The 20444-nt window shown below is 66.6% G+C and carries 20 protein-coding genes, 1 pseudogene and 1 riboswitch; of the genes and pseudogenes, 13 read left to right on the forward strand and 8 right to left on the reverse strand.

Features of this window, described 5'->3' with window-relative positions:
• Nucleotide 1 precedes the first annotated feature (1 nt).
• Nucleotides 2-1033, reverse strand: coding sequence for an A/G-specific adenine glycosylase (gene mutY / locus A6A05_RS04145; RefSeq protein WP_068497759.1), 1032 nt, complete (start codon nucleotides 1031-1033; stop codon nucleotides 2-4).
• 35 nt (nucleotides 1034-1068) lie between these two features.
• Between mutY and A6A05_RS04150 the strand changes: the two genes are divergently transcribed.
• The 10 genes from A6A05_RS04150 to A6A05_RS04195 all read left to right on the forward strand — a co-directional run bounded on the left by A6A05_RS04150 (nucleotide 1069) and on the right by A6A05_RS04195 (nucleotide 9767).
• The gene (locus A6A05_RS04150) at nucleotides 1069-1560 is read left to right on the forward strand and encodes a DUF721 domain-containing protein (RefSeq protein ID WP_068497761.1); all 492 of its coding nucleotides are present in this window, start codon (nucleotides 1069-1071) and stop codon (nucleotides 1558-1560) included.
• Between the two features lie 60 nt (nucleotides 1561-1620).
• Complete coding sequence (locus A6A05_RS04155) at nucleotides 1621-2217, forward strand: DsbA family protein (RefSeq protein ID WP_068497794.1); 597 nt, start codon at nucleotides 1621-1623, stop codon at nucleotides 2215-2217.
• A 33-nt stretch (nucleotides 2218-2250) separates the two neighbouring features.
• Complete coding sequence (gene smc / locus A6A05_RS04160) at nucleotides 2251-5718, forward strand: chromosome segregation protein SMC (protein ID WP_068497762.1); 3468 nt, start codon at nucleotides 2251-2253, stop codon at nucleotides 5716-5718.
• Between the two features lie 156 nt (nucleotides 5719-5874).
• Nucleotides 5875-6294, forward strand: coding sequence for an AtpZ/AtpI family protein (locus A6A05_RS04165; protein ID WP_245644189.1), 420 nt, complete (start codon nucleotides 5875-5877; stop codon nucleotides 6292-6294).
• Nucleotides 6295-6303: 9 nt separating this feature from the next.
• Complete coding sequence (locus tag A6A05_RS04170; protein WP_068497764.1) at nucleotides 6304-7038, forward strand: F0F1 ATP synthase subunit A; 735 nt, start codon at nucleotides 6304-6306, stop codon at nucleotides 7036-7038.
• 66 nt (nucleotides 7039-7104) lie between these two features.
• Nucleotides 7105-7329 carry an ATP synthase subunit C family protein gene (locus A6A05_RS04175; protein WP_068497766.1) on the forward strand — a complete coding sequence of 75 codons (225 nt, stop codon included), beginning with the start codon at nucleotides 7105-7107 and terminating at the stop codon, nucleotides 7327-7329.
• Nucleotides 7330-7448: 119 nt separating this feature from the next.
• Nucleotides 7449-7943: a F0F1 ATP synthase subunit B family protein gene (locus tag A6A05_RS04180; RefSeq protein ID WP_068497768.1), complete on the forward strand. Its 495-nt coding sequence runs from the start codon at nucleotides 7449-7451 to the stop codon at nucleotides 7941-7943.
• Nucleotides 7940-8470: a F0F1 ATP synthase subunit B family protein gene (locus A6A05_RS04185; protein WP_068497769.1), complete on the forward strand. Its 531-nt coding sequence runs from the start codon at nucleotides 7940-7942 to the stop codon at nucleotides 8468-8470. The genes A6A05_RS04180 and A6A05_RS04185 overlap by 4 nt, the downstream gene beginning before the upstream one ends.
• A 99-nt stretch (nucleotides 8471-8569) precedes the next feature.
• On the forward strand, nucleotides 8570-8923 hold the full coding sequence (locus A6A05_RS04190) for a hypothetical protein (protein WP_068497771.1): 354 nt from the start codon (nucleotides 8570-8572) through the stop codon (nucleotides 8921-8923).
• Nucleotides 8895-9767 (forward strand): dienelactone hydrolase family protein, encoded by an 873-nt coding sequence (locus A6A05_RS04195; protein ID WP_082910683.1) that lies wholly within the window; start codon nucleotides 8895-8897, stop codon nucleotides 9765-9767. The genes A6A05_RS04190 and A6A05_RS04195 overlap by 29 nt, the downstream gene beginning before the upstream one ends.
• Here A6A05_RS04195 and A6A05_RS04200 read toward each other — a convergent pair.
• Genes A6A05_RS04200 through A6A05_RS04210 form a run of 3 tightly spaced genes read right to left on the reverse strand, consistent with a single transcriptional unit; the run spans nucleotide 9764 to nucleotide 14191 of the window.
• Nucleotides 9764-11659: a potassium transporter Kup gene (locus tag A6A05_RS04200; RefSeq protein ID WP_068497775.1), complete on the reverse strand. Its 1896-nt coding sequence runs from the start codon at nucleotides 11657-11659 to the stop codon at nucleotides 9764-9766. The genes A6A05_RS04195 and A6A05_RS04200 overlap by 4 nt on opposite strands.
• 54 nt (nucleotides 11660-11713) lie before the next feature.
• Nucleotides 11714-12439 (reverse strand): Sir2 family NAD+-dependent deacetylase, encoded by a 726-nt coding sequence (gene cobB, locus A6A05_RS04205; protein ID WP_068497777.1) that lies wholly within the window; start codon nucleotides 12437-12439, stop codon nucleotides 11714-11716.
• A gap of 33 nt (nucleotides 12440-12472) precedes the next feature.
• Complete coding sequence (locus A6A05_RS04210) at nucleotides 12473-14191, reverse strand: methyl-accepting chemotaxis protein (protein WP_245644190.1); 1719 nt, start codon at nucleotides 14189-14191, stop codon at nucleotides 12473-12475.
• Nucleotides 14192-14320: 129 nt separating this feature from the next.
• Here A6A05_RS04210 and A6A05_RS04215 point away from each other — a divergent pair, with 129 nt between their 5' ends.
• Together A6A05_RS04215 and A6A05_RS04220 are read left to right on the forward strand one after the other, a co-directional pair.
• The gene (locus A6A05_RS04215; RefSeq protein WP_068497778.1) at nucleotides 14321-14791 is read left to right on the forward strand and encodes a low molecular weight protein-tyrosine-phosphatase; all 471 of its coding nucleotides are present in this window, start codon (nucleotides 14321-14323) and stop codon (nucleotides 14789-14791) included.
• The gene (locus tag A6A05_RS04220; RefSeq protein WP_068497780.1) at nucleotides 14792-15637 is read left to right on the forward strand and encodes a fructosamine kinase family protein; all 846 of its coding nucleotides are present in this window, start codon (nucleotides 14792-14794) and stop codon (nucleotides 15635-15637) included.
• On the opposite strand, the gene A6A05_RS22065 is transcribed toward A6A05_RS04220, so the two are convergent.
• The 3 genes from A6A05_RS22065 to A6A05_RS04230 all read right to left on the reverse strand — a co-directional run bounded on the left by A6A05_RS22065 (nucleotide 15592) and on the right by A6A05_RS04230 (nucleotide 17947).
• The gene (locus tag A6A05_RS22065) at nucleotides 15592-15714 is read right to left on the reverse strand and encodes a hypothetical protein (protein WP_281193238.1); all 123 of its coding nucleotides are present in this window, start codon (nucleotides 15712-15714) and stop codon (nucleotides 15592-15594) included. The genes A6A05_RS04220 and A6A05_RS22065 overlap by 46 nt on opposite strands.
• Nucleotides 15715-15733: 19 nt before the next feature.
• Nucleotides 15734-16756, reverse strand: a complete 1023-nt coding sequence (locus tag A6A05_RS04225; protein WP_068497783.1) for a Fe(3+) ABC transporter substrate-binding protein — start codon at nucleotides 16754-16756, stop codon at nucleotides 15734-15736.
• Between the two features lie 159 nt (nucleotides 16757-16915).
• Nucleotides 16916-17947 carry a hypothetical protein gene (locus tag A6A05_RS04230; RefSeq protein WP_068497785.1) on the reverse strand — a complete coding sequence of 344 codons (1032 nt, stop codon included), beginning with the start codon at nucleotides 17945-17947 and terminating at the stop codon, nucleotides 16916-16918.
• A gap of 158 nt (nucleotides 17948-18105) precedes the next feature.
• Nucleotides 18106-18216: riboswitch (TPP riboswitch) on the forward strand.
• A 48-nt stretch (nucleotides 18217-18264) separates the two neighbouring features.
• Between A6A05_RS04230 and thiC the strand changes: the two genes are divergently transcribed.
• Complete coding sequence (gene thiC, locus A6A05_RS04235; RefSeq protein ID WP_068497787.1) at nucleotides 18265-20106, forward strand: phosphomethylpyrimidine synthase ThiC; 1842 nt, start codon at nucleotides 18265-18267, stop codon at nucleotides 20104-20106.
• 181 nt (nucleotides 20107-20287) lie between these two features.
• Here the strand turns inward: thiC and A6A05_RS21680 are convergent.
• Nucleotides 20288-20444 (reverse strand): annotated as a pseudogene (locus A6A05_RS21680) (IS4 family transposase); the annotation flags it as partial.

Raw genomic sequence — 20444 nt, forward strand, 5'->3', positions numbered from 1 at the left:
ATTAATACGCCTTGGCCAGCGCATGGCGGACCAGCTTGCGCATCACCGTCGGCAAGGCGTGCTCGCCCAAACGGTCAAGCTCGACCCACAGGCCTGATGGCCGCCCTCCAGGGCCGGCCTTCGCGGCCATTATCCGCAGGTTCAGTTGAAAATGGGTGAAGATGTGGCGCACCTCGCCCGGCAGTGCCCGCCAGTCGGCGGTGATCGGGGCCTGGGCGGTCGGATCGGCGGGCTGGGTCTCTGACCATTCGGTCGAGGGGATCTCCATCATGCCGCCCAGCAATCCTTGCGGCGGGCGGCGGCGCAGCAGCACGCGACCCTTGGAATCGGTCAGCCAGAAGGCGGTGCCGAACCGGATCGGGCGCGCCGGCTTTTCCAGCTTGGCCGGCAATCGTTCGGCAATGCCCAGCCGGCGGCCCTCGCACGGTTCTTGCCACGGGCAGATGCCGCAGGCGGGTTTCCTTGGCGTGCAGATGGTCGCCCCCAGATCCATCACCGCCTGGGCGTAATCGCCGGCGCGCAGATCCGGCGTCAGGGCGGCGGCCAGCTGTTTCAGGCGGGGCTTGGCCTTGGGCAGCGGCTCTTGGACCGCGTGCAGCCGGGTCATCACCCGTTCGACATTGCCGTCGACCACCACCGCCTTCTGCCCGAAGGCGATGGCGGCGATGGCGGCGGCGGTATAGTCACCGACGCCCGGCAATTGGCGCAGGCCAGCTTCGTCCTCGGGGAAGCGGCCGTTCCGCCACTGGGTTACCAGCTTGGCGCAGGCAATGAGGTTGCGGGCCCGGGCGTAATAGCCAAGTCCGGCCCATTCGGCCATGACGGCATCGGTGGGCGCGGCGGCCAGGGATTCCACCGTCGGCCAGCGGGCCAGGAAACGGGCGAAATAGGGGATGACGGCGGCTACCGTGGTCTGCTGCAGCATCACTTCCGACAGCCAGACGGCATAAGGGTCGGTCAGGCCGCGCCACGGCAGGGTGCGGGCATCGCGGTCGTACCAGACAAGCAGGCGGTCGGGCAGGGTATCAGGCATGGCGGCAGCATAGGGCTTGCGCTAAGGTTTCGTCCATGACCAGCAAGCCCCCCCGGGACGAAGACCGCCGCATCCAGGGCATGGTGTCCGTAGCCCTTGCCGCCGATCGGGTGACCAAGCCGATTTTCGGGCGCCACGGCTTTGCCGGCGGCGCGCTGGTGGTCGATTGGCCGGCCATCGTAGGCAGCGCGGTGGCGGCCCACACGCTCCCGGTGCGCATCAAGTTCCCGCCCAAGGAACGGACCGGCGGCATCCTCGAGATCAAGGTCGCCTCCAGCGCGTTTGCCACCGAATTGCAGCATCTGGAACCCTTGATCATCGAACGGGTCAACGGCTATTTCGGCTGGCAGGCGGTGACCCGCTTGCGCCTGCGCCATGGCCCGCTTCCCGAACGAGCCAAGGCCAAGGCGGCGCCAAGGCCGCCACCGGCCAACGCCGCCTTGAGCGAACGGCTGAAGGACGTCACCGATCCCGCCCTGAAAGAGGCGCTGGAACGGCTGGGCCGCCACATCCTTGCCAAAGGGTAATCTTGTGTCGCTGCCGCACTGCACCTATCATCCGGCGATCCCATCTTGGAGGTTGACGCCGTGACCGTCCTTGCCCGCCTTTTCGCCCTGATCGTCGTGTTCGCAGCCGCCCCGGCCCTGGCCGCCGATGCCGACAGCTTCGCCATCGACCGTGTGCTGGGCAAGGCCGACGCCCCGATCACCATCATCGAGTACGCCTCGACCACCTGCGGCCATTGCGCCAACTTCCACAAGACCACCCTGCCCGAGATCAAGACCAACTGGATCGATACCGGCAAGGCCAAGCTGATCTATCGCGACTTCCCCACCGGCCCGGCCGGCCTGTCGGTCGGCGCCTCGATGATCGCCCATTGCTCGGGGCCGGATCGCTATTTCGGCGTGCTGGACCTGATCATGAAGAACCAGGACAAGTGGATGCGCGACCAGAACCCGCTGGACGTCTTGAAGAAGCTGGTGCGCTTCGCCGGCATGACCGGCGACGACGTCGATGCCTGCCTGAAGCGTCAGGACCTGGCCAAGGACATTCAGGACCGCGCCCAGGCCGGTTCGAAGAAGTACGACGTCGAATCGACGCCGTCCCTGATCATCAACGGCAAGCTAATCGTCGGCGCCCGCGACTATGCCGATTTCGACAAGGCGCTGAAGGCCGCCAAGTAAGGCGGTCCTGACCGGGCAAGGGGGAGCCAGGGGGTGATCCAGTTCACCAAGCTGCGGCTGGCCGGCTTCAAGTCGTTCGTCGATGCGACCGAGCTTCTGATCGAACCCGGCTTGACCGGGGTGGTCGGCCCCAACGGCTGCGGCAAGTCGAACCTGATCGAGGCGTTGCGCTGGGTGATGGGCGAGACCTCGGCCCGCCAGATGCGCGGCGGCGAGATGGACGACGTCATCTTCGGCGGCACCTCCAGCCGCCCGGCCCGCAATCTGGCCGAAGTGCTGGTCGGGTTGGACAATTCGGCCGGCGTCGCGCCGCCGCAATACGGCACCGCCGAGCTTGAGGTGGTGCGCCGCATCGAACGCGGCCAGGGCTCCAGCTACCGCATCAACGGCCGCGACGTGCGCGCCCGCGACGTCCAGTTGCTGTTCGCCGATTCAGCGACCGGGGCGCGTTCGTCGGGACTGGTCAGCCAGGGCCGGGTCGGCGCCCTGATCAACGCCAAGCCGGCCGAGCGCCGCAGCCTGCTGGAAGAAGCCGCCGGCATCTCGGGCCTTTATTCGCGCCGGCACGAAGCCGAGCTGCGCCTGAAGAACGCCGAGGCCAACCTGGCCCGTCTCGACGACGTGCTGGCCACCCTGGACGAGCAATTGAAGGGGCTGCAAAAGCAGGCGCGTCAGGCGGTGCGCTACCGCACCCTGTCGGAACAGATCCGCGCCACCGAGGCCCAGGTCCTTTATCTGTCGTGGCTGGAAGCCCTGGCGGTGATCGATGCCGCCCGTGCCGCCATGAAGGAAGCCGAGCTTCGCGTCGAGGAAGCGGCCGAACTGGCGGCGGTGGCCGCGACGCGTCAGGCCGAGGCCGCCGCCGGCCTGCCCGAGTTGCGCCGCCATGACGGCGAGGTCCAGGCCCTGTGGCAGCGCCTGCTGGTCGAGCGCGAGCAATTGGAGGGCGAGGAAGGCCGGCTGGCCGAGACCCGCCGCGATCTGGAAGCGCGCCTGGCCCAGTCGCAATCGGACCTGCAAAAGGAACATGCCCGCGCAGCCGACGCCGATCAGGCCATCGCCCGCCTGGCCGCCGAGGAGGACGAGGTCCGCGCCGCCGCCGAGGATGAGGGCGAGCGTCGCCTGGCGGCCGAGCAGGCGGTCGAGGCCGCAGCGGGCGTGGTGGTGGCCCTGGAAAAGGATCTGGGTCAGGCGATGGAAGAGGTGGCCGCCGCCGACGCCGAACGCGCCGCCGCCCTTCGCCGCCTGCAAGAATCCGAGACCCGCCGCGACCGCCTGAAGGAACGGGTGGTGCAATTGCAGACCCAGGCCGAGCAATTGCAAGGCGAAGGGCTGGACCGGGCCGATCTGACCGCGGCCGAGATGGATTTGGAAGCGGCCCAGGAATATCTGGAGGAAAGCCGCGAGGCTGCCGAGGATTGGGACAGGAAACGGGTCCAGGCCACCGCCGCCCGCGAATCGGCGCGCGACGCCTTCCAGGCCGCCCAGGCGGCCCGCACACGCATCAAGGCCGAGATCGACGCCCTCAATCAGGTGCTGAACGGGGCCAAGGCCAGCGATCATCCGCCGGTGCTGGACCGGGTCTCGGCCTCGCCGGGGGCCGAGCCGGCCCTGGCCGCCGCCCTGGGCGACGATCTGTCGGCCTCGCTGGAGTCGGACGCCCCGGTCCATTGGGTCGAACTGGCCCCGCTTGATCCGGCCCCTGCGCTGCCCGACGGCACCGAGCCCCTGGCCCGGCTGGTATCGGCGCCGCCGGCCCTGGCCCGCTCGCTGGCGCAAGTCGGCGTGGTCGCCGACCTTGCCGCCGCCATCCGCCTGCGTCAGGCGCTCGCCTGCGGCCAGCGTCTGGTGACCCGGGCCGGCGATCTGGTGCGCTGGGACGGTCTGACCGCCCTGGCCGGCGCGCCCAGCCCGATGGCGGTGCGCCTGGCCCAGCGCAACCGCCTGCGCGAGCTGGATGCCGCCTTCGAGGATGCCGAACTGGGTGCCGAGCAGGCGCAAGGCCGGGTCGAGGCGGCCCAGGCGGCGATGGACGAGGCGACCGAGGCCGAGCGTGCCGCCAAGGACGCGGTGCGCCGGGCCGAGGCCGAAACCGCCAAGGCCCGCGACGATCACGCCAGGCTGGCCCAGCGCTTCGCCGCCTTCGAATCGCGCATGGCGGCCCTGACCGAGCAATCCACCGCCGCCCGCGCCGATCTCGAGGATGCCGAGGGCGATCTGATGGAGGCCCGGCTTGAAGTCGAGGCCTTCCCCCAGGCCGATGACGGCAAGGACAGGGTCAACGGCTTGCGGGCCGAACTGGCGGAAAAGCGCTCGGGGTTGGTCGAGGCGCGCTCGGAGCTGGACCGCGTGCTGCGCGACGGTGCCGACCGCGCGCGCCGGCTGGACCAACTGGCCGCCGACCGGGAATCGTGGAAGAAACGGGCCGAGACCGCCCGCACCCATGTCCAGGAACTCGAGGAACGGCGCGAGACGGTGATGGCCGAGATCGAGCGCCTGGCCCAGGCCCCCGACACCTTCGCCCGGCGCCGCGCCGAGTTGCTGGACAAGCTGGAACAGGCCGAAGCGGCGCGCAAGCGCTCGGCCGATGCCCTAGCCGCCGCCGAAGCCGCCCAGGCCGAGACCGACCGCGCCATGCGCGCCACCGAGGCGGCCCTGGCCCAGGCCCGCGAGGACCGCATCCGCCGCGAGGCCGCCGTCTCGGCCGCCGATCAGAATTGCCGCGCCGTCGCTGTTCGCATCGCCGAGCGGCTGGACCTGACCCCTGAGCAATTGCGCGAGGTCGCCGGCCTGGTCGAGGAGGAACGCCCCGACCGCGAGGACTTAAGCCGCCGGCTGGATCGCTTGTCGCGCGAACGTGACGCCATGGGGCCGGTCAACCTGCGGGCCGAGCAGGAAGTGACCGAGCTGGACGAGCGCATCACCGGCATGCGGGCGGAAAAGGACGATCTGGTCGCCGCCATCGCCAAGCTGCGCGGCGCCATCGGCGAATTGAACCGCGAGGGCCGCGAGCGGCTGCTGGCCTCGTTCGAACAGGTCGACCGCCAGTTCCGCGACCTGTTCGTGCAATTGTTCGGCGGCGGGCGCGCCCATCTGGCCTTGACCGAATCCGACGATCCGCTGGAAGCCGGCCTGGAAATCATGGCCTCGCCGCCGGGCAAGCGGCTGCAGATCCTCAGTCTGCTGTCGGGTGGCGAGCAGGCCCTGACCGCCCTGGCCCTGATCTTCGCGGTGTTCATGATCAATCCCGCGCCCATCTGCGTGCTGGACGAGGTCGATGCCCCCCTGGACGACGCCAATGTCGACCGCTTCTGCAGTCTGGTCGAGAATATCGCCCAGACCACCCGCACCCGATTCCTGATCGTCACCCACCACCGCATGACCATGGCCCGCGTCCACCGCCTGTACGGCGTTACCATGGCCGAGCGTGGGGTGTCGCAACTGGTCTCGGTCGACCTTTCCCAGGCCGCGGAACTGACCGATCAGGCGACACCACCTTAAGGTGGGAGGTGCCGCCACCCCTTCGGGCGGGGCTCGGATTCGTCGCACTGCGATATCGCAGTGCAAAAAATGGTCGGGTCGGTCTTGAATTTTTGTTTAAAATCAACATGTTGAAATTACTGGTTTCCGGCCTTGACACGCGCTGATGCACCCCTTATGTTGCCCGCGCTTTTGGCACCGATGCGACCGGACCAGGATGTTCGCAAGGGCTCGATCTCGATGAGTGAGCACGAAGGACCTTCAGGGCTGGACGATCTCGATACCCGCATCCGCGCGGCGCGCGAGCGGGAGATGGCTGAGACAGAGCAGAAACCGGGGCGGCGGACGTCGTCTTCGGGGATCGCCTTGGGGATGCGCATCTCGGTCGAGTTCGTGGCGGGCGTTGCCGTCGGGGTGGGCATAGGCTGGGGCCTGGACCACTTCTTCGGCACCAAGCCGTTGTTGATGGTGTTGTTCCTGCTTCTCGGCGGGGGCGCTGGCGTGATGAACGCCTATCGCGCCGCCAAGGGGTTGGATGCGACGGTCGGACTGGGGATGGCCCAGAAACGGCAGGCCAAGCGAACGAAGGACAGGTAGGAGACTCTCGTGGCGAACCCGATCGAGCAGTTCAAGATCAAGCCCATCATTCCGCTCGAAGTGGCGGGCGTCGACGTGTCGTTCACCAATTCCGCGGTGATGATGGTCATTTCGGTGGTGCTGATCACCGCCTTCCTGACGCTCTCGGTGCGCTCGCGCGCCTTGGTTCCCGGGCGCTGGCAAGCGCTGGCCGAGGTGTTCTATGAATTCATCGCCGGCATGCTGAAGGACAATGTGGGGCAGGAAGGGCGCAAGTATTTCCCCTTCATCTTCACCCTGTTCATGTTCGTGCTGTTCGGTAACCTGCTGGGCATGATCCCGGGCGCCTTCACCTATACCAGCCACGTCATCGTGACGTTCGGCATGGCCATCGTGGTGTTCATCGGCGTCACCATCATCGGTTTCGCCCGCCACGGCACCCATTTCCTGCGCATGTTCTTCCCCGAGGGTGCCCCGATCGCCACCGCGATCATCCTGGTGCCGATCGAGGTGATCTCGTACTTCTCGCGCCCGTTCAGCCTGGCGGTTCGTCTTTTCGCCAACATGACCGTCGGCCACATCATCTTGAAGGTGCTGGGCGGCTTCGTGGTCAGCCTGGGCGCGTTCTACGTCATTCCGGGCATCGTGCCCTTCGCCTTCCTGGGCGCCATCACCGTTCTCGAGTTCGGTATCGCCCTGCTGCAGGCCTATGTCTTCACCATCCTGTCGTGCATCTACCTGCACGACGCCATCCACATGCATTGATGGGTGGCTTCAGGGTTCTGACTTTTTCGTCTGTTTTCGGTTTCCAGTCCTCGAAGGAGCAAAATTATGGAAGCGAGTGCTGCTAAGTTGATCGGTGCTGGTCTGGCCGCCATCGGCATGATCGGTTCGGGTATCGGCGTGGGTAACATTTGGGCCAACCTGATCGCCACCGTCGGCCGTAACCCGGCCGCCAAGGCGAACGTCGAGCTGTACGGCTGGATCGGCTTCGCGGTGACCGAAGCTATCGCGCTGTTCGCTCTGGTCGTCGCGCTGATGATCCTCTTCGCCTAAGGTTTCAGGCGAAGGTTCCTCCTTCGGAACGGTGTGAGAGCCGCGCCGCCGGGTAACCGGTGGCGCGGCCCGCCTCCCGCTCCGATATCCCGCTTCAATACCCCATATGGAGCATCGGGATGCCCCAGTTCGATCCGGCGTTCTTCGCGCCCCAGCTTTTCTGGCTGGCCGTCACTTTCATCACTTTGTACATCCTGATGTCCAAGGTGGCCCTGCCGAAGATCGGCGCCGTCCTCGACGAGCGTCAGCGCAAGATCGACGACAATCTCGACAAGGCCATGCAGTTGAAGGCCGAAGCCGAGGCCGCGATTGCCGCGTATGAAAAGGCTTTGGCCGAATCGCGCGCGCACGCGCACTCCGTCATCAAGGAAGCCAGCGAACGCCTGGCCAAGCAAGCCGATGAGCGCACCCGTGAGCTCAGCGCCAAGCTGGCCGAGCAGATCAAGGCCGGCGAGGTTCGCATTGCCGCCGCCAAGGAACAGGCCCTCGCCAATGTGCGAGACGTCGCCCTTGACGTCGCCGGCGCCGCCATCGCCCGTCTGGTTGGTACCAGCCCCGATCAGGGCAAGCTGGAATCGGCCATCGCCGCCGCGCTGAAGGAGAACGGACAATGATTTCGGTCGCCTACGCAGCCGACGCGCATCACGCCGCCGGTCCGTTCTACACCGATGCCGCCTTCTGGGTCGGCATCGCCTTCATCATGGTCGTCGCCCTGGCTATGAAGCCGGTGGTGCGCGCCCTGGGCGCCGGGCTCGACGCCCGGTCGGCCAAGATCAAGGCCCGCATCGACGAAGCCGCCCGCCTGCGTGAAGAGGCCCAGGAGACCCTGGCCCGCTATCAGCGCAAGCAGCGCGACGCCATGAAGGAAGCGGAAGAGATCATCGCCCATGCCAAGGCCGAGGCCGAGCGCCTGGCCGCGCAGTCGGCCAAGGATCTCGACGCGTCCTTGAAGCGCCGCGAGCAGCAGGCCATGGACCGTATCGCCCAGGCCGAGGCCCAGGCGGTCAAGGAAGTCAAGAATCTGGCCGTCGATGTCGCCATCGCCGCCGCCCGTCAGGTTCTGGCCGAAAGCATCACCGCCGACCAGGCCGCCGCCCTGGTGGACGGCGCCATCCAGGAACTGCCGCACAAGCTGCATTAAGGTCCTGACGGCTAAAACGCTCTAGCAAAGCCCCCTCGGGTCTTCCCGAGGGGGCTTTGTCGGTTTAGGGTGGGTGTATTGGATAGCGGAGCCGTCCCCATGCCCTTCGTCACCCGCGATACCGACGGCCGTCTGATCGCCATCGCCGAATTCCCGCTGGACGACAGCGCCGAGGAATTGGCCGCCGACGACCCGGAAATTGTCGCCTTCGTCGAACGCACCTGCGACCTGGCCATCGAAGGGGCCGGCGAGGCGCCGTTCATCAACGCCGATCTGGCCTTCATCCGCGTGGTCGAGGATCTGATCGAGGTGCTGATGCGCAAGGGCGTGCTGGCCCTGACCGACCTGCCGGGGCCGGCCCAGGAAAAGCTGATGAGCCGCCGGGCACTGCGCCATTGGCTGGCCGGCGTGGCGGGTATCGTCGATGATGGCGGCGAAGGCAAGATCATCTAGGGCCGTCCTGGCCATCTGGGCGGTGGCGGTGGGCGTTCCCGCCTTCGCCGACCCGGTCGGCTTTCCCGGCGCGCAGGGAACCGGATATCCGTGGGTTGAGCAGGTCACCGCCGATCTGGTCGTGCCGCCCGGTGACGGCAAGCGGCCGGCCTTGGTGATCCTGCATGGATCGGGGGGGATCGACGGCCGCGGCGCCTTCCATGCCGCCGAAATGCAGCGCCGTGGTTTCGCCACCTTGGAAGTGCTGATGTTCCCGCCGGGTGGCCGCCCGCGCGAGGGCCATCACGTCAACCTGACCCACGCCTATGGGGCGCTGAAATATCTGGCCGGGCGTGACGATATCGATCCGGGCAGGATTGCGGTGATGGGTTTCTCGTTCGGGGCCAATCTGGCCATCCGCACCGCCTCGGCCCCCACGCGTGAAGCCTTCGACGACGATCTGGGCGGGTTGCGATTCGCTGTCCACGTCGCTTTCTATCCGACCTGCTGGACTCATGCGCGGCTGCAGACCAATCCGCGTCACCCCCAGTTCGGGACCTTCGATCGCCTGACCGGCGCGCCGGTGCTGATCCTGGCCGGGGGCCAGGATGATTACGGCCGGCCCGACGATTGCGCGCGTTTTGCCCGGATGCTCGAGGACAAGCCGGGGGCCAGGATCGACCTGGAATTCTATCCCCAGGCCACCCATGGCTGGGACGGCCAGACCGATCGCGAGCGCTTCATCTATGATGCGATGGCGTTCGAGGGGCGTGGCGGCAAGGTTCGCCTGACCCCCGACCCGGAAATCGCCGAGCGCTCGCGCCGCCGGGCGGCTGACTTTCTGGCGGGCGTCCTCGAGCCCTAGATTTCCACCTGGCTGCCCAGTTCGACGACGCGGTTGCTGGGCAGTTGGAAGAAGTCCATGGCATTGGTGGCCGACCGGGCCATCCAGGCGAACAATTGTTCGCGCCACGGGGCCATGCCGGGATTCTGCGAGGCGATGATGGTCTCGCGCGACAGGAAGTAACTGATGGACATCGGTTCGTAGAAGAAGCCCAACTGCTCGGTCTTGGCCTGAGCCATGGTCTTGGGGATGTTGGGATCCTCCATGAAGCCGAAGCGCAGGGTCAGGCGCTGGAAGCCCGGCGCCAGCACTTCATGCTCGATGCGCTTGTCCGCCGACACGAAGGGCGTCTCGGCCATGATCACCGTCAGGATCACCACCCGCTCGTGCACCACCTTGTTGTGCTTCAGATTGTGCAGCAGGGCCAGCGGAATGCCCTCGCGGGTGCCGGTCAGGAAGATGGCGGTGCCCGAGACGCGGGTGACCCGCGCCGACAGCGAGGCCAGGAAGGCATCGACCGGCATGGCGTCGTGGGCCAGCTTGGCCATCAACAACTGGCGGCCGCGCTTCCAGGTGGTCAGGAACACGAACACCACCAGGCCGATGGCCAGCGGGAACCAGCCGCCATGGGGAATCTTGGTGGAATTGGCCAGGAAGAAGGCCAGATCCATCACCAGGAACAGCCCGACCAGGCCGAACACCCAATTCTTCTTCCACCCCCACAGCAGCAGCATGACCATGCCGATCAGGGTGGCGTCGATGACCATGGTGCCGGTCACCGCCACGCCATAGGCCGAAGCCAGGTTGGACGAGGTGCGAAAGCCCAGCACCAGGGCCATCACGAAGATCATCAGCGTCCAGTTCAGCACCGGCACGTAGATCTGGCCGATTTCCTGTTCCGAGGTGTGGACGATGGTCATGCGCGGCAGATAGCCCAGCTGAATGGCCTGGCGGGTCACCGAGAAGGCGCCGGAAATCACCGCCTGCGAGGCGATGACGGTGGCGCAGGTGGCCAGCAGCAGCAGCGGCACGCCGGCCCAGGCCGGGGCCATCTTGAAGAACGGGTTCTCCAGCGCGGCCGGATTGGTCAACAGCAGCGCGCCCTGACCGAAATAATTGAGCAGCAAGGCCGGCAGCACCAGGAAGTACCAGGCCAGGCGGATCGGCACCCGGCCGAAATGGCCCATGTCGGCGTAAAGCGCCTCGGCGCCGGTCACCGCCAGCACCACCGAGCCCAAGGCCAGGAACCCGATCCAGCCGTCGTTATACAGGAACAGAATGGCCCAATGCGGCGACAGCGACTTCAGGACGTCGGGGGCCAGGCCGATATTGCGCACGCCCATGACCGCCAACACGGTGAACCAGATGATCATGATCGGGCCGAACATCTTGCCGACGGCGTCGGTGCCGTGCTTCTGGATGGCGAACAAGATCACCAGGATGCCGATGGTCAGCGGCACGACATATTGGTCCAGCGCCGGGGCCACCACCTGCAGGCCTTCCACCGCCGACAGGATCGAGATGGCCGGGGTGATCATCGAATCGCCATAGAACAAGGCGGCGGCGAAGATGCCCAGGGCGGCGACCAGGGCCGACAGGCCGGGCCTGCCTTGCGCGGCGCGGCCGACCAGGGCCAGCAGGGCCAGCGATCCGCCCTCGCCCTTGTTGTCGGCGCGCATGATGAAGATGACGTATTTGATGGAGACCACGATGGTCACCGCCCAGAACACCAGGGACAGCACGCCGAACACATGCAGCCGATCCAGCGCCAGCGGATGCGGGCCGGCGAAGGTTTCCTTCATGGCGTAAAGCGGGCTGGTGCCGATGTCGCCGAAGACGACGCCGATGGCGCCGAACATCAGGGCGAAGACATTGCGCGAATGGCCGTGTCCGGCCCCGTCGGGTGCGCTCATCTCGGTGATTCCCCTTATAGACGGTGCGCATATGGCCTCGAACCGCGAGAAGAGTCAAGCAGCCCCAAGCAGGCGTTCGACGAAGGCTGGAACCACCTGGGACGCCGGTCCCAGCACGGTCTCGGCGAACAGGCTGGCGCCCTCGCTAGGTTCGAGGTTCAGTTCTACCGTGTGGGCACGGCCGGCGCGGCGCACGCCCAGCACGAAGCCGGCGGCCGGATAGACGTTGCCCGAGGTCCCGATCGAGACGAACAGGTCGCAGTCCATCAGCGCCCGCTCGATGCGATCCATGGCCAACGGCATCTCGCCGAACCACACCACATGCGGGCGCAGGCGGCCGGGGCGGCGGCAATCGGGGCAGCGTTCGTCGACGGTCAGGTCGCCCCGCCATTCGAACGGATCGTCGCAGACCTGGCAGCGGACCTTCAGCAACTCGCCATGCATGTGGATCAGGTTGCGGCTGCCGGCCCGTTCGTGCAGGTCGTCGATGTTCTGGGTGACCACCAGCACTTCGCCGGGCCAAGCCGCTTCCAGCCGGGCCAGGGCCAGGTGGGCCGGGTTGGGGGCGATGGCGGGGTCCTGCAGGCCGCGCCGTCGGGCGTTATAGAAATCCTGGACCAGCGCAGGGTTGGCCGCGAACGCCTCGGGCGTGGCGACGTCCTCCAGGCGGACCTTCGACCACAAACCGCCTTCGCAGCGAAAGGTATCCAGGCCGGATTCCTTCGAGATACCGGCGCCGGTCAGCACGACGATCCGGCCCTGACGGGGCAAGTGGGGCATGAATCCTCCGGGGCGATCAATCGCCCGATGATGTCATGCCGTCCGCACGCCCTCCAGGAAATCGTCGATGATCACCTTGAGATCGCGGGCCTGTTGCGACAAGGACCCCGACGCCGCCAGCACCTGCTTGGCCGCCGCGCCGGTTTCGCCGGCCGCCGTCTGGACGCCGGCGATGTTGTGGCGAACCTCGGCGCTGCCGCTCGAGGCCTGATCGACCGAGCGGGCGATCTCGGTGGTGGCGGCCGATTGCTCCTCGACGGCGACGGCGATCGACGCGGCGTTCTCGCCGACATGCTGGATGACGCTGACGATGGATTGGATGGCGGCGACCACCTTGGCGGTCTTTTCCTGGACCAGGGCGATCTGGGCTCCGATTTCGTCGGTGGCCTTGGCGGTCTGGTTAGCCAGCCCCTTGACCTCGTTGGCGACCACCGCGAAGCCCTTGCCGGCCTCGCCGGCACGCGCCGCTTCGATGGTGGCGTTCAGGGCCAGAAGGTTGGTCTGGCTGGCGATGGCGGTGATCAGGCTGACCACCTCGCCGATATGGCGGACCGCTTCGGCCAGGCCATCGACGTCGGATGCCGCGCGGTTGGCCTCGCCGACGGCGCCGTCGGCGATGGCCGAGGATTCGGCGACCCGGCGGCTGATCTCGCCGATCGAGGCGGCCAATTCCTCGGCGGCCGAGGCGACGGCCTGCACGTTGGCCGAGGCCTCGTCCGAGGCGTGCGAGGCGGCGGTGGCCTGTTGGGCCGTTTGCGCGGCCGCGCCCGACATCGCCCCTGCGGTGGCTTCCAACTGGGTCGAGGCGGCCGCGACATGCTTGACCACCTCGGTCGCCCCGGAATCGAAATCCGAAGTCAGGCGGGTGATCAGGTCGGCACGACGCTGGCGGGCTTCGGCGGCTTCGCGCTCGCGTGCCTCCAACTCTTGCTGGCGGGCCAGCCCTTGGCGGAAGATCTCCAGGGCGTGCGCCATCTCGCCGATCTCGTCGCCCCGGTCGGCGCCGGGGACATGGACGCTGGAATCGCCGCCGGCCAGTCCGCGCATGGCACCGGTGATGCCGGCCAGTGGCGGCACGATCGAGCGGGTGGTGCCCCAGCTGATCAGCGCGCCCAGCGCCAGGCCGACCACCAGGGCGCCCCACGACATCAGCTGCAATTGGTTCAGTTGGCTTTCGACGTCGTCGGTATCGGTGGCCAACAGGCCCTTCTGGCTGTCGACCATGCCGCCATGGCGCTTGCCGTCGGCGCCGCGTTCACCGGCCAGAATGGTGATGGCGCGGGTGACCCGGGGCAGCAGGTCGCGCACCAGGATGGCCGACCCGGCCTCGCCGGCGCCGGCCTTTTCCGCTTCGGCCTGGAAGGAATTGATTTGCGGCAGCAGGGCTTTCAGCTCGCGCCAGAGCTCGACATTCTTGGGATTGGTGAACTGGGCCGCCAGCGCGTCCATCTCGGGGAGCTGCCCGTTGATGATGGTCCAGGCCTCGGCGCGATCGACCTTGAAGCCGTCCTTGCCGGTCAGCAGAAAGCCGCGCAACGACGCCAGCGAGGATTGCAGCTGGGTCTGAATGCTGGCGCTGATTTCCGCCACCGGCATCCGCAGATCGACGATCCGGCGGTTGACCTCGACGATCCGGCCCGACGACAGGGCAACGGTGCCGGCCAGGATCAGGATCAAGCCGCACAGCGACAGGAAGCCGATCGACAGCCGCCTACCAATTGGTATGGAATTCGCCAGTTTGGTAAAGTTCATGACCTCCCCTGCTCCTCGGCCAATAGCCCCACTTTTGTGGGCGCTTTCCAAGGATAAAAGAAATGACTTAGGTCAAGTTGCGGCAGCATCCCCCTTGCGGGAAGGCGGCGAAAGGGGTATCCGGGATCGATGATCAAGGTCTTGTTCGTCTGCACCGGAAACATCTGCCGCTCGCCCACCGCCGAGGGGGTGTTCCGCGCCCTGGTGGCGGCGGAAGGCCTGGTCGATCGTATAGGATGGGACTCCGCCGGCACCCACGGCTACCATGTCGGCGAGCCGCCCGACCAGCGCTCGACGGCCGCCGCGGCGCGGCGCGGTGTCGTCATGGCCGATTTGCGGGCCCGCAAGGTAGCCGCGGCGGATTTCGACGAATTCGATCTGGTGTTGGCGATGGACCGCAGCCACCACGACATTCTGGCCCGTCTGTGCCCCAAGGGGCGCGAGGAGCGCCTGGCCCTTTTCATGGATTTCGCCCCCGCGTGGGGGATCAAGGATGTCCCCGACCCTTATTATGGCGGTGCCGACGGGTTCGAGCGGGTGCTGGACATGATCGAGGCCGGTGCGCGCGGCGTGCTGGTCCATCTGCGGGAGCGGCTTTAGGTGCAGGCCCGGGTTCCGGCCCTGGTCGAACGCTTCACCGGCCGCAAGGTCGATGCCATGGCCCCGTTGTCGGGCGGCTCGGTCGGTCGGGTGCTGCTGATCCAATTGGCCGGCAACGGTCGGGTGGTGGCCAAGCTGGGACCGGGGCTTGAGCCCGAGGGCTGGATGGTCCGCCAGTTGGCGTGTCGGTCGCGGCTGCCCTTGCCGACCATCATCCATGCCGACGACGATTTGCTGCTGATGGAACATGTGGATGGCGGCGATGCGCTGACCGGCGCGGCCCAGGCCCATGCCGCCGAATTGCTGGCCGACCTGCACGGGGCGTCGTGGCATTCCTTTGGGCTTGAGCGCGACACCGTCATCGGCGGCTTGCCGCAGGTCAATACGGCCACCCATCGCTGGCTTGATTTCTTTCGCGACCACCGCCTGCTGGCGATGGCCCGCCACGCGCTGGATGCGGGCCGGCTGCCGGCCGAAACCATGCACCGGATCGAGATTCTGGCCGCACGCCTGCCCAGTTGGATCGAGGAGCCGGCACAACCAGCCCTGCTGCATGGCGATTGCTGGACCGGCAACATCCTGGTCAAGGGCGGTCGGGTCGCCGCCTTCATCGACCCGGCCATCTATTACGGCCATCCCGAGATCGAGCTGGCCTTCGGCACCATGTTCGGCACCTTCGACGAGTCCTTCTTTCGCCGTTATGGCGAGATCCGGCCGATCGCGCCCGGCTTCTGGGAGGAACGGCGCGACCTTTACCTGCTTTATCCCCTGCTGGTCCATGTCCGCCTGTTCGGCGGCTCTTATTTGGACGGTGTCGGCCGGGTGTTGGACAGGTTCTTGGGATAGGCCTCGTCCGGCTCTTTGTCGGGCGGCGCCTCGGCCGCCCGCTCGGCCATGGCGCGGGCCAGCGCCCGCGTCATCATATTCCTCCAGATGACCATCTCACCTCCAGCCGGCGCGGTCGAACAGCTTGACCGCCACCGGATTGTTCTCGCCCAGCATGGCGACCGGGATCGTCTCGGGCTTGAAGCTTCCCCAGCCGGCCACCAGCGCCGACGGTTGGATGCCGTCGGCCACCGGGAATTCATGGTTGGTTTCGGCATAGATCTTCTGGGCCGCCGGGCTGGCCAGGAACTCCAGCAGCTTGACGGCCTCGACCTTGTGCTTGGCCGAGGCGGTCATTCCAGCCCCCGAGATGTTGACATGGACGCCGCGGCCCTGCTGGTTCGGCCAGAACAGACCGACCTTGGCGACGGCGGCCTTCTCGTCGGCCTTGTCCGAGGTCAGCATGCCGGCGAAGTAATAGGTGTTGGCGATGGCGACGTCGCACTGGCCGGCGGCGACGGCGGCGATCTGGTCGCGGTCGCCGCCCTGCGGCTTCCTGGCCATGTTGGCGACGATGCCCTTGGCCCAGGCCTCGGCCTTGTCGGCGCCATCGACGGCGATCATTCCGGCCAGCAGCGACTGGTTATAGACCGACGACGACGAACGCACGCAGATGCGGCCCTTCCATTTCGGATCGGCCAGATCCTCGTAGGTCGACAGATCGGCCGGCTTGACCCGGTCCTTGGCGTAGAACAGCACGCGGGCGCGTGCCGACAGGCCGAACCAATAGCCCTGCGGATCGCGGAAACGCGACGGCACCGCCTTGGTCAGCGCCGCCGAGGCCACCGGCTGCAGCAGCCCGTCGACCCGGGCCTTGTGCAGGCGGGCGACGTCGGTGGTCAGCAAGATGTCGGCCGGGCTGGACGGGCCTTCGGCCCTCATGCGCTCGATCAACTGGTCCTCGCCGGCCGACAGCAGGTTGACCTTGATGCCGCTTTCCGTGCTGAACTGGTCCAGCAGCGGTTTGATCAGGTGATCCTTGCGGGCGGAATAGACGTTGACCTCGGCCGCCTGAACCAGAGCGGGGGCGGCGACAGTCAGGGCAGCGGCAAGACCGAACAGACGGCTGGGCAGACGCATCGGGGCAGGTTCCTCTTGTTGGCGCAAATGCGAGTGACTTGCATTAACATCTCCAGAGTTACCACAGACCGCGTGGGGGTAAAAGCAAAATTAGTGGGGGTGTCCGTTGATTGCGGTCTTGCCGGAATCGCGCCAAGCCCGCGCGGCGCTTGAACGGCCCTAGCGCGTGCCGGTGCGGGTGGTGCGGCTGGCCCCTTGCAGGGCACCCTCGGTGACGGTGACCAGGGTCTTCATGTCGGTCCGCGAGCCGACATTCTTGACCTGCAGGCGCTTGGTGAAATCCCTGACCGCCGCCGGGTTGCCCGGCTTGCCGAACATCATGCCGAAGGCGGCGCGGCCTTGGGCGCGGTAAAGCGTGGTGAACACCACCGCCGCCTGATAGAGCGAGAAGCCCAGCGGCTTCAGCAATTCCGACCGGGTGGTGTCGCCGACCGCGCAGAAGGCTGCGGTCAGCTCGCGCATCTCGGTCTCGGTCATGCGGCCCAGGGCCGAGCGGACGTTGGGATCGTTCAGCGTCTCCCACCAGAAATCGGCTTCGCGCTGGTCGATTTCCACCATGACCGGCTCAGCCGCCTTCTTCGGGCCGCTGTCGTTGGCGGCGACCTGGCTGGTGACCTGGGTCACCGGCACCTTGCCGGCGCTGGGCGCGGTGGCGACCGCGCCGGCCACCGCCGTCGCCACCGCCTCGACCGCCGCCACCGTCTTCAGATCCATCAAGGCCGGCCCCAGCGTCGCCACGGTGTCCGCCGACAATTTGGCGTAGGCGGTGGTCAGCGGCACCTGCCACTCGTGGATCAGATATTCGTTCATCGCCGAATAAAGCTTGCCGGACTTGGATTTGGGATCGTTGGGATCGCCGCCCAGGGTTTTCCGGAAATGCTGCTTGGCATGGGTGCGCACGATCATCGCGGTGATGTCGTGCACGGTGCGGCCGCAGCGCAGCCGAACGAAATCATCGTTGACGGTGCGGCCGTCGGCATCGACCAGCAAGGCGCCAAAGGCGTCGCGGCGCTTCCTGAAGATCAGCAGGCAGCCGTGCAACAGCTCGGCATTGGCGATGACCTGGTCGTAGAAATCCTCGGCCTTGATGTCCTGGAAGGCCGGGACCAGCTTGCGAAATACCGCCGCCACCGGACCCCGAAGGGTCTGGGTGATCTCGCGTACCGCTTGATTGTGGTCGATTTCGGCCAAGGTTCGGGGACTCGGGAATAGAACGTCGATGCTCACACTATCAGGTGATCACCTGGTTTGGACAATGCACTCTGTGTGATGAATCGACTCTTAATGTGCCAAAGCCCCCTTTTGTGTGGGGTTGACTTAGGCGCCCGCTTGGTTTCATGGTCATTCCCCAGAAACCGAAGGGGAGCCCCGCCACGGGGGCTGAGAGGCCGGAAGATGTGCCGGCGACCCTTAAACCTGATCCGGGTCATGCCGGCGGAGGGATCGGAGCGGCCATCCCGCGACCATCCCTGCCAGCCGGCTCGCCCGCCCCACGCGGAGCGCTTTCCATGTCCGACCGTCCCGACGAACTGAAGGTCACCACCGGCTGCCTGCCCGGCTCGCGCAAGGTGCATGTGGTGGGCAGCCGCCCCGACATCCGGGTGGCGATGCGCGAAGTCGATCTGGAAGCCTCGGCCAACGAACCGCCGGTGCGCATCTACGACACCTCGGGCCCGTTCACCGATCCGGCGGTCAAGATCGACATCACCAAGGGACTGACCCAGTTGCGCCGCTCGTGGGTGCTGGAGCGTGGCGACGTCGAGGAATATCCGGGCCGCGCCCATCGCCCGGAAGATGACGGCCTGAAGCCGGGCGAGGTGATCGGCGTGCCGGTGTTCGACCGCCAGGGCCTGAAGCCCCTGCGCGCCAAGGCGGGCGCTGCCGTTTCGCAGCTGGCCTATGCACGGCGCGGCATCATCACGCCTGAGATGGAATATGTGGCGATCCGCGAGAACATGCGCCTGGCCGAGATGCGGGACGCCGCCGCCCGTGACGCGGGCGAAACATCGCTCCGCGATGGCGAGGATTTCGGCGCCGACATCCCCGATCAGGTGACACCGGAATTCGTGCGATCCGAGGTGGCGCGCGGCCGCGCCATCATTCCGGCCAACGTCAACCACCCGGAAGCCGAGCCGATGATCATCGGCCGCAACTTCCTGACCAAGATCAACGCCAATATCGGCAATTCGGCGGTGGCGTCGTCGGTGACCCAAGAGGTGGAAAAGATGGTGTGGGCGATCCGCTGGGGCGCCGACACCGTGATGGACCTGTCGACCGGCCGCCATATCCACGCCACGCGCGAATGGATCTTGCGCAACTCGCCGGTTCCCATCGGCACCGTGCCGATCTACCAGGCGCTGGAAAAGGTCGACGGCAAGGCCGAGGACCTGACCTGGGAGGTGTTCAAGGACACCCTGATCGAACAATGCGAGCAGGGCGTCGATTATTTCACCATCCATGCCGGCGTGCGGCTGGCGACCATTCCGCTGACCGCCAAGCGGGTTACCGGCATCGTGTCGCGCGGCGGCTCGATCATGGCCAAGTGGTGCCTGGCCCATCACAAGGAAAACTTCCTCTACACCCATTTCGACGATATCTGCGAGATCCTGCGCGCCTATGACGTCGCCTTCAGCCTGGGCGACGGTTTGCGGCCGGGTTCCATCGCCGACGCCAACGACGCCGCCCAGTTCGCCGAGTTGGAAACCCTGGGCGAGCTGACCCACCGCGCCTGGAAGTATGATTGCCAGGTCATCATCGAAGGCCCCGGCCATGTGCCGATGCACAAGATCAAGACCAACGTGGAAAAGCAGCTGAAGCTGTGCGGCGAGGCGCCGTTCTACACGCTTGGCCCGCTGGTCACCGACATCGCGCCCGGCTACGACCACATCACCAGCGCCATCGGGGCGGCGATGATCGGCTGGTTCGGCACGGCGATGCTGTGCTACGTGACGCCGAAGGAGCATCTGGGCCTGCCCGACCGCCAGGACGTGCGTGAAGGGGTGGTGACCTACAAGCTGGCCGCCCACGCCGCCGACCTGGCCAAGGGCGTGCCGGCTGCCCGCCAGCGCGACGACGCGCTGTCCCGCGCCCGCTTCGAGTTCCGCTGGAAGGATCAGTTCAACCTGTCGCTGGACCCGGAAAAGGCGATGGACTTCCACGACCAGACCCTGCCGGCGGAAGGGGCCAAGCTGGCCCATTTCTGCTCGATGTGCGGCCCGAAATTCTGCGCCTACAAGATCAGCCAAGAGGTCAGAGACCTTGCTGCCGAGCAGGGCATGGCGGAAATGAGCGAGAAGTTCATCAAGGAAGGCGCCGAGCTTTACAAGATCGAGAAGCCGGCAGCCGAGTAGCACCATTTCCAAGGCGGTCCGGTTTAATTTTCGCGGGACCATCCACACCCCTCGTCGTCATGGCCGGGCTTGACCCGGCCATCCAGGTGAATCCGCATAAGGCGCTGTATCCATTCGATTTTATGCGGCGCCGCGTGGATACCCGTGTCAAGCACACTGCTGTCCGGTTTAATTTTCGGGCTCATAGCAACACCATCTGATTGGGAGCGCCCCTGGGGCTGCGGTCGTCTCCGATTAGGCGGTCGATGCGGCGCAGGTGCATGAGGTTGGCGCGGACCAGACGGGCAAAGGCAAGCGGGCTTTGGACCAATTTCTGGGCCGTCTGGGCCAGGCGCAGC

The sequence above is a fragment of the Magnetospirillum moscoviense genome, from assembly GCF_001650635.1.
GTDB classification, from domain to species: Bacteria; Pseudomonadota; Alphaproteobacteria; order Rhodospirillales; family Magnetospirillaceae; genus Magnetospirillum; species Magnetospirillum moscoviense.

Coding starts and splice junctions, on each gene's coding strand:
- A6A05_RS22065 (WP_281193238.1), bottom strand. CDS start 15,714: ATGATGACGCGGGCGCTGGCCCGCGCCATGGCCGAGCGGGCGGCCGAG.
- mutY (WP_068497759.1), bottom strand. CDS start 1,033: ATGCCTGATACCCTGCCCGACCGCCTGCTTGTCTGGTACGACCGCGAT.
- A6A05_RS04175 (WP_068497766.1), top strand. CDS start 7,105: ATGGAAGCGAGTGCTGCTAAGTTGATCGGTGCTGGTCTGGCCGCCATC.
- A6A05_RS04210 (WP_245644190.1), bottom strand. CDS start 14,191: ATGAACTTTACCAAACTGGCGAATTCCATACCAATTGGTAGGCGGCTG.
- A6A05_RS04215 (WP_068497778.1), top strand. CDS start 14,321: ATGATCAAGGTCTTGTTCGTCTGCACCGGAAACATCTGCCGCTCGCCC.
- A6A05_RS04190 (WP_068497771.1), top strand. CDS start 8,570: ATGCCCTTCGTCACCCGCGATACCGACGGCCGTCTGATCGCCATCGCC.
- A6A05_RS04195 (WP_082910683.1), top strand. CDS start 8,895: ATGATGGCGGCGAAGGCAAGATCATCTAGGGCCGTCCTGGCCATCTGG.
- cobB (WP_068497777.1), bottom strand. CDS start 12,439: ATGCCCCACTTGCCCCGTCAGGGCCGGATCGTCGTGCTGACCGGCGCC.
- A6A05_RS04180 (WP_068497768.1), top strand. CDS start 7,449: ATGCCCCAGTTCGATCCGGCGTTCTTCGCGCCCCAGCTTTTCTGGCTG.
- A6A05_RS04225 (WP_068497783.1), bottom strand. CDS start 16,756: ATGCGTCTGCCCAGCCGTCTGTTCGGTCTTGCCGCTGCCCTGACTGTC.
- A6A05_RS04200 (WP_068497775.1), bottom strand. CDS start 11,659: ATGAGCGCACCCGACGGGGCCGGACACGGCCATTCGCGCAATGTCTTC.
- A6A05_RS04185 (WP_068497769.1), top strand. CDS start 7,940: ATGATTTCGGTCGCCTACGCAGCCGACGCGCATCACGCCGCCGGTCCG.
- A6A05_RS04150 (WP_068497761.1), top strand. CDS start 1,069: ATGACCAGCAAGCCCCCCCGGGACGAAGACCGCCGCATCCAGGGCATG.
- thiC (WP_068497787.1), top strand. CDS start 18,265: ATGTCCGACCGTCCCGACGAACTGAAGGTCACCACCGGCTGCCTGCCC.
- A6A05_RS04165 (WP_245644189.1), top strand. CDS start 5,875: ATGTTGCCCGCGCTTTTGGCACCGATGCGACCGGACCAGGATGTTCGC.